Here is a 7,418-nt window from a genome sequence, read left to right as displayed (position 1 = left end):
TGCCAACGATACTGCTAAGTAATCATTGCCTAAAAAAGGAAAAGCCCATACCAGTAATGGTATGGGCTTTTCCTTTTTTAGATAATACCGGCAGTAATTTTTCTTCGGAAGAAGCCTGCCGAGTGGTCATCTCCCCTTGTTCATACCATTCCCGCAAGTCCTCCGCCATTTTTTCCCCTTCGGGAGAAGTCTACCTGATTACCATCTCCCCTTGTTCATACCATTCCCACAAGCTCCCCGCTATTTTTTCCCCTTCGGGAGAAGTCTACCTTCTTCCGAAGCCTTCAACCACTACGAAACCATCTCACTAAACAGCAATAAAATCATCAAAATCATGCTAATCATCCCAATCCTGGTAAAGACAATCGCCGAAGGCGATCCCCTCCCCACAAAAAAAATCCGGAGATCCCGGTGAAGCATCACCGTTATCTCCGGACTATATTATCCAGTAATTAATTACAGATTAGACACCATTGTTCTCCAGAAAGCAGCACTGGCTTTCACATCAGGAACACTGTTATCCCAGTTATACTCGTATTCTGCAGAAAATAATCCTTTGAACTTCTGATTTCTCAGTGTTTCCAGCACTTTAGGCATCTGGCTCACACCTGTACCCCAGATCACATCATGTGAATCAGGAGATTTGTCGTTCAGATCTTTGAAATGCAGGCTCACAATATGACCGTCCAGTTTTTTAATACATTCTACCGGATCCAGACCTGAGCGTACCCAGTGACCAATATCAGCGCAGGCGCCCATTAATTTGCTTCTGCCCTTAATAGCGGCTAACACGATATCCGGGTTCCAGTAATGACTTGGTTTTGGATGATCATGGATCGCCAGCTTAATATTGTATTGATCACACAGAGAAGAAATCAGATCCAGGTCTTCTTCTTTAGGTTCAGAAGTGATGCTCTGAATACCCATTCTGTTGGCGAAGTCGAACAACATGCGCCATTCGGCCGCGGATCCTGGCACCACTACACCAAATGCTACCAGCACTTTGTGTTTCTTTTTAAATAAAGATTTCACCTTTTCCTGCTGATCAGGTGACATGTGGTAATCAAATTTACCTTCAATACCGCCACCAATCACCTGGCCCGGAAAAGCTTCCACGTACTGGATGCCACAGCTATCCATTTTATCCAGCGCTTCTGCTAATGTAAAATGATTGAATGTCCATGCCTGCGCTCCCAGCTTCCAGCCCAATGCATCTGCCCTGGCTTGTCCAGCCGCAGATTTTGCAAATAATGCAACTGCTAATCCACCTGCCAGCACTAATGCATTTCTCAGTTTTTTCATATGAATATTTTTTTGATGATTGAAAGTAGTTGCTTTCAGGATAAAATGCAAGTTTTCGGGCAAGAAATTGCAGCGGAGGAGATCGCCTTCGGCGATTGTCTTTAGCAGGATTTTGATGATTTTGATGATTTTGATGATTTTATGGTGTGCTAAAAATGATCTTTGCCCTTTACACAAAGCTTTCAGCAAAGAAGAATATACCACTCCAAAAAAAGAAATAAAATCATCAAAATCCTGATAATCATCAAAATCCTGCTAAAGACAATCGCCGAAGGCGATCCCCTCCGCATTCTACTCCACAGTGTATACTTTCTAACCGAAAAGTGGTAAATTTAATTCAGAAGACGTGCTATGAGAGGAATACAATTTACCAGGTTCAACCCGGACGAAAATAAGAAACCACCTTTCCAGAAACTACTGGACCTTTTTACCCAACTCCTCACCTACACCAGTGGAGATGTTTCGGAAGCGCTGCAGTGGCTCACTGAGCTGGACAAGGAATATAATCTTACTAACAAAGATTATGGGATCGGCGACTTTATACAAGAGCTGAAAGACAAAGGATATCTGCGCGAAAACGAAGAAAACGGCGCCGTGGAACTCACTTCCAAAGCAGAACAAACCATCCGCAAAAACGCATTGGAAGAAATTTTCGGCAAACTGAAAAAGTCTGCCACCGGCAATCATAATGTCCGCAAATCAGGCATGGGCGATGAACTCAATGCCGAAACACGCCCCTTCGAATTCGGCGATGGCGTAGATCAGCTGGACATTACCGCCTCCATCCGCAACGCGCAAATCAATCACGGCATAGACAGTTTCTCCATCAGCCAGGACGACCTGGAAGTAAAAGAAACCGACTTCAAAACACAAACCTCTACTGCCCTGATGATCGATATCTCCCACTCCATGATCCTTTATGGAGAAGACAGGATCACGCCCGCCAAAAAGGTGGCCATGGCCCTCGCAGAACTGATCACCACCCGGTATCCCAAAGATACCCTCGACATCATCGTATTCGGAAATGATGCCTGGCAGATAGAAATCAAAGACCTGCCCTACCTCCAGGTAGGACCTTTCCATACCAACACCGTTGCTGGTCTGGAACTGGCCATGGACCTGCTCCGCCGCCGGCGCAATCCTAACAAACAAATATTCATGATCACAGACGGCAAACCTACCTGCCTGAAAATTGGATCTCAATACTACAAAAACAGCTTCGGCCTCGATAGGAAAATACTCAATCGTACCCTCAACCTGGCCGCACAATGCAAAAAACTGAAAATACCCATTACTACCTTCATGGTAGCCACCGATCCATGGCTGCAAAAGTTCGTTCAGGAATTTACCGAAACCAACAACGGTAAAGCCTTCTTTTCCGGCACAGATAAACTGGGACAATTTCTATTCCGCGATTTTGAAAGTGGTAAAAGAAAATTCTATTAAACTGCAGGACGAACGAGGAATGACGAAGGACGTGTTATCACACACCATCCGCCATCCACCATTCGTAATGCTTCATTCGTAATTCGTAATTATTTCCAATGAGCACAAGCATAAAAACACTAGGCGAACTTAAAAAAAGTGGTTATAAATCAGTATCCGTAAAAGAAGAAATCAGACGTAACCTGATTAAAAAACTAAAAGAAAAAGAAAGCACCTTCCCCGGTATCATCGGCTATGAAGACACGGTAATACCCGATACGGAAAGAGCCCTGCTCTCCAGGCATAACATCCTTTTCCTTGGCTTACGCGGACAAGCAAAAACACGTATGGCCCGGCAAATGACCGACCTCCTGGACGAATATATTCCGATCATAGAAGGCTCCGAAGTAAATGACGATCCGTTTAATCCGCTGTCCCGCTATGCCCGCGATCTGATCGCCGAAAAAGGCGATCAAACACCCATCGCATGGCTGCACAGCAGCGCACGATATGGCGAAAAACTGGCCACCCCCGATGTGTCCGTGGCCGACCTCGTGGGAGATATTGACCCCATCAAAGCCGCTAACCTGAAACTCAGCTACGCCGATGAAAGAGTGATCCACTTCGGTATCATTCCCCGATCCAACCGCGGTATCTTCGTGATCAACGAATTACCCGATCTGCAGGCACGTATACAGGTATCCCTGTTCAATATCCTCCAGGAAGGTGATATACAGATCAGAGGCTTCAAAGTAAGGATGCCACTGGATATCCTGTTTATCTTCACTGCTAACCCGGAAGACTATACGAACCGTGGTTCTATCGTTACGCCGCTGAAAGACAGGATCGAAAGCCAGATCATCACTCACTACCCGAAAACAATCGAAAACGCCCTGCTCATCACCGAACAGGAAGCCGATATCCACGACGATCAGCTCACCAAAGTTCAGATCGCCGACATGGTAAAACGCCTTATCGAACAGGTGTCTTTCGAAGCACGTACCAGTGAATACGTAGACAAAAAAAGTGGCGTATCCGCCCGTCTCACTATCGCGGCCTACGAAAACGCGGTCAGCGCCGGAGAACGCCGTGCCATCATCAACAAAGAAAAAGAAACACAGGTGCGGATCGCCGATCTGCAGGCCATCATCCCGGCTATCACCGGCAAAATAGAACTCGTATACGAAGGCGAACAGGAAGGCCCCCTGCAGGTAGCACATAACCTGCTCGACAAAGCCATTCGGACCCTCTTCGCACTCTATTTCCCCAACCCCGATTCTTTCAAGAAAAAGAAAGCCGGGGCGCCCACTGAAAACCCCTACCGCAGCGTTATTCAGTGGTTCGACAAAGGTAATGCCGTACAGTTATTACAGGATGTCAGCGACAAACAATACGAGGCTACCCTCAGCAAAGTAGAAGGTCTCAAGGAACTGATTAAAGCCAGATTTCCCAAAGCCAATAATAAAGAAGCCCTGCTCCTCATGGAGTTTGTACTCCATGGCTTGTCGTCCTATTCTCTCATCAGCAAAAAAGTAGTGGAAAATGAAACCCGCTTCAGCGACCTGCTGGGAACGATGATGAACTTCAGCCTGGGTAGCGACAGCGAAGAACCCGAAGAAGAATAATGCAGCGAAGGTTGTCTTTCTCAGGATTATACTGATTTAGATGATTTTCACGATTTTGCTTTTGGGATTTTATAAGATTAAAAAGATTAGCGAAGATCGATGTGGTTATCCTCATCCTGTCTTCGCTAATCTTTTTTAATCCTGAAAAACAACATCCGGAAAATCATCTAAATCAGTATAATCCTGAAAAAGACAAAAACTCGCGAAAATCATCCCATTTTTTCCCTATTTTGTATTTTTAATTGTCAATTCCACAATTCCACAAAAACGTTTTATTACATGAATAATTCCCGTAGAACCTTCATCAAGTCTGCTTCCACGCTGATGGCCGGAGCCGGACTCGTATCCGCCCTCCCCGCCTCACTGCAGGCATTTCCGCTAAGGTCAGTAGCTGCCAGTGACCGCCTCAATATCGCCGCCATCGGGATTAATGGCATGGGCTGGGCCGACTTAACCGCCATGCTCAAAAATCCGGCAGCACAATGCGTTGCCCTCTGCGACGTAGACAAAAACGTACTCGACAAACGTGTAGGGGAACTGGCGCAGAAAGGCATCAAAGTAAAAGCGTATAGCGATTACCGTAAGCTGCTGGAAGATAAAAACATCGATGCGGTGATCATTGGTACACCCGACCATTGGCATTGCCTGCAAATGACAGATGCCTGCTCCGCCGGTAAAGATGTATACGTGGAAAAGCCTATGGGCAACTCCATCATCGAGTGCCGTTCTATGGTGGCGGCACAGCAACACCATAGCCGCGCCGTACAGGTAGGGCAATGGCAGCGCAGCCAAAAACATTTCAGAGATGCCATCGAATTTGTACATTCCGGTAAACTGGGCAAAGTACGCCTGGTAAAAGCCTGGGCTTATATGGGTTGGATGAAATCCATTCCGGTAAAACCAGACGGCACACCTCCACCAGGAGTAGATTATAAATCATGGCTGGGCCCCGCTACCACCCGACCTTTCAACGAAAACCGCTTTCACTTTAACTTCCGCTGGTACTGGGATTACGCGGGTGGCCTCATGACCGACTGGGGCGTTCACCTGCTCGATTATGCCCTGCTGGGAATGAAATCCGGCGCGCCTAAATCCATTATGGCAGCAGGCGGTAAGTTTGCTTACCCCGACGATGCAGCCGAAACACCGGATACGCTCACCACCGTATACGAATTTGATGATTATAACATTCAGTGGGAACAAGCCACCGGTATTGATGGCGGTCCTTATGGCCGTGATCATGGCATCGCATTTATTGGCAACAACGGTACCCTCGTGCTGGACCGTGGCGGCTGGGAAGTGATTCCCGAAAAAGGTAAAATGGAGGCAGTCACCCGGCAAAAATCAGTAGACAACGGCCTGGATCTGCATACCACCAATTTTATAGAAGTGGTAAAATCCCGCAAGCTGGACGACCTCCATGCCCCCGTTCAGGTAGGCGCCCTGGTAGCCACTACAGCACAAATGGGTAACATCGCCTATCGTACCGGCAAAAAAGTTTACTGGGATGCCGCCAAAGGTACATTCACCGATAGCGACGCCAACAAACTGTTAGCAGCACAATACCACAATGGCTATAAGCTCCCTAACGTTACCGTATAAACGAAAACGATCTATACATTTTCATCTACCTAAAAAAAATAAAAAGAACACATGCGTACGCTACTTCTCTCTGCCTGCACACTGCTATCCCTTGCCGCAGTGGCGCAAAATAACGAGCAGATGAAACCCGAAGCCACAGAGGTTTGGGAGCCGGTACCCAAAGTAATTAATGCCGGTACAGAAATATTAACAGCGCCTTCCGATGCCATCATCCTGTTCAATGGCAAAAACCTGGACAACTGGGAAGCAGAAAAAGGCGGCCCTGCCAAATGGGAAGTGAAAAATGATGTGATGACGGTGGTAAAAGGCGGCGGTGTCATTAAAACCAAACAACAGTTCGAAGACTTTCAATTACATATCGAATGGCGTACGCCTGCTGAAGTAAAGGGCGAAAGCCAGGGACGCGGCAACAGCGGCATTTTTATGCAGGAATACTATGAACTGCAGGTATTGGATAATTATAATAACCGCACTTACTCCAACGGACAAGCCGGCAGCTTCTACAAACAAAAAATTCCATTGGTCAATGCCTGCAAAAAACCAGGCGAATGGCAAACATATGATGTGATCTGGACCGCTCCCCGCTTCAATGATGATGGGTCGCTAAAAACACCCGCACGCGCTACCGTACTGCAAAATGGAGTGCTGGTGCAAAATAATGTGGAACTGGAAGGACAAACACAATATATAGGCAAGCCTTCTTACGTAAAGCATGGCCCTAAATCTATCGCCTTACAGGATCATGGTAATCCCGTAAGTTATCGCAATATCTGGATCAGAACATTGTAAATAGCTGTTAGCTTTTAGCTGTTAGCTTTTAGCTTTTAGTAAATGCAGCGGATGATTAACATATGCTGATCTTTGCTGCATTTACTAAAAGCTAAAAGCTAATGGCTAAAAGCTGCTTCGCTATACTGCAGCTTCTTCTATATTTAGCGATAAATACACCGCATCACTGATCGGATTATCATAATACGCCGCTATTGGCTGAAATCCCAACGACGTATATAAATCAATAGCAGGGCGCATATGTGCCAGGGTGTCCAGCAAAATTCGTTTATAACCCAGCTTCTTACTTTCTTCAATCGCTGCACTGGCAAGGGCTTTACCAACACCATGCCCCTTAAACGCATCCTTTACAAAAAGACGTTTCATTTCTGCAATACTGTTGTCGAATGACCTAACCGCCACACAGCCGGCCAGCTTTCCATCTACCTGCGCCAGAAACAAGGCTCCAACAGGAGGTACATACACACCCGGCAAGTGTGCCAACTCTTCTTCAAATTGCTGAAAACTAAGGTCAACATTTAACCAATTGGCATATTCGCGGAAAAGCAGCTTCACCTGGTCCAGGTGCTTGGAATCTTCGGCGGTTACTTTAATAATCTCTGTCATAACCACTTCTTTTAATTGTACATAAAACGCAAAAAGCCTTCTGCATGCAGAAGGCTTTTTGCGTTTTAT

6 protein-coding genes are annotated in these 7,418 nt (G+C 46.3%); 4 read left to right on the top strand and 2 right to left on the bottom strand.

Features of this window, described 5'->3' with window-relative positions; all coding sequences use genetic code 11:
• Window positions 1-456: 456 nt before the first annotated feature.
• Window positions 457-1,302 carry a sugar phosphate isomerase/epimerase gene (locus tag VIP81_RS09575; protein ID WP_331959049.1) on the bottom strand — a complete coding sequence of 282 codons (846 nt, stop codon included), beginning with the start codon at window positions 1,300-1,302 and terminating at the stop codon, window positions 457-459.
• A 351-nt stretch (window positions 1,303-1,653) separates the two neighbouring features.
• Between VIP81_RS09575 and VIP81_RS09570 the strand changes: the two genes are divergently transcribed.
• The 4 genes from VIP81_RS09570 (at window position 1,654) to VIP81_RS09555 (ending at window position 6,743) form a co-directional block, all read left to right on the top strand.
• The gene (locus VIP81_RS09570) at window positions 1,654-2,748 is read left to right on the top strand and encodes a vWA domain-containing protein (protein ID WP_331959046.1); all 1,095 of its coding nucleotides are present in this window, start codon (window positions 1,654-1,656) and stop codon (window positions 2,746-2,748) included.
• A gap of 98 nt (window positions 2,749-2,846) precedes the next feature.
• Entirely contained in the window at window positions 2,847-4,352 is a 1,506-nt protein-coding gene (locus VIP81_RS09565; RefSeq protein WP_331959041.1) for a sigma 54-interacting transcriptional regulator, read from the top strand.
• 279 nt (window positions 4,353-4,631) lie between these two features.
• On the top strand, window positions 4,632-5,954 hold the full coding sequence (locus VIP81_RS09560; RefSeq protein WP_331959038.1) for a Gfo/Idh/MocA family protein: 1,323 nt from the start codon (window positions 4,632-4,634) through the stop codon (window positions 5,952-5,954).
• Between the two features lie 51 nt (window positions 5,955-6,005).
• Complete coding sequence (locus tag VIP81_RS09555) at window positions 6,006-6,743, top strand: DUF1080 domain-containing protein (RefSeq protein ID WP_331959035.1); 738 nt, start codon at window positions 6,006-6,008, stop codon at window positions 6,741-6,743.
• A gap of 120 nt (window positions 6,744-6,863) precedes the next feature.
• Here VIP81_RS09555 and VIP81_RS09550 read toward each other — a convergent pair.
• Window positions 6,864-7,418 (bottom strand): GNAT family N-acetyltransferase (locus tag VIP81_RS09550; RefSeq protein WP_331959032.1); only part of this gene is annotated, 555 nt, incomplete at its 5' end.

Origin of the sequence: Chitinophaga sp. (assembly GCF_036566945.1) — a bacterium.
Lineage (GTDB): Bacteria > Bacteroidota > Bacteroidia > Chitinophagales > Chitinophagaceae > Chitinophaga.
Note: the sequence above shows the minus strand (reverse complement) of the source record. Positions and strands in the feature narration are given on the sequence as shown.

What these genes read in the sequence shown, in the direction of transcription:
- VIP81_RS09575 (WP_331959049.1), bottom strand. Translation starts at nt 1,302, where the DNA reads ATGAAAAAACTGAGAAATGCATTAGTGCTGGCAGGTGGATTAGCAGTT.
- VIP81_RS09570 (WP_331959046.1), top strand. Translation starts at nt 1,654, where the DNA reads ATGAGAGGAATACAATTTACCAGGTTCAACCCGGACGAAAATAAGAAA.
- VIP81_RS09565 (WP_331959041.1), top strand. Translation starts at nt 2,847, where the DNA reads ATGAGCACAAGCATAAAAACACTAGGCGAACTTAAAAAAAGTGGTTAT.
- VIP81_RS09560 (WP_331959038.1), top strand. Translation starts at nt 4,632, where the DNA reads ATGAATAATTCCCGTAGAACCTTCATCAAGTCTGCTTCCACGCTGATG.
- VIP81_RS09555 (WP_331959035.1), top strand. Translation starts at nt 6,006, where the DNA reads ATGCGTACGCTACTTCTCTCTGCCTGCACACTGCTATCCCTTGCCGCA.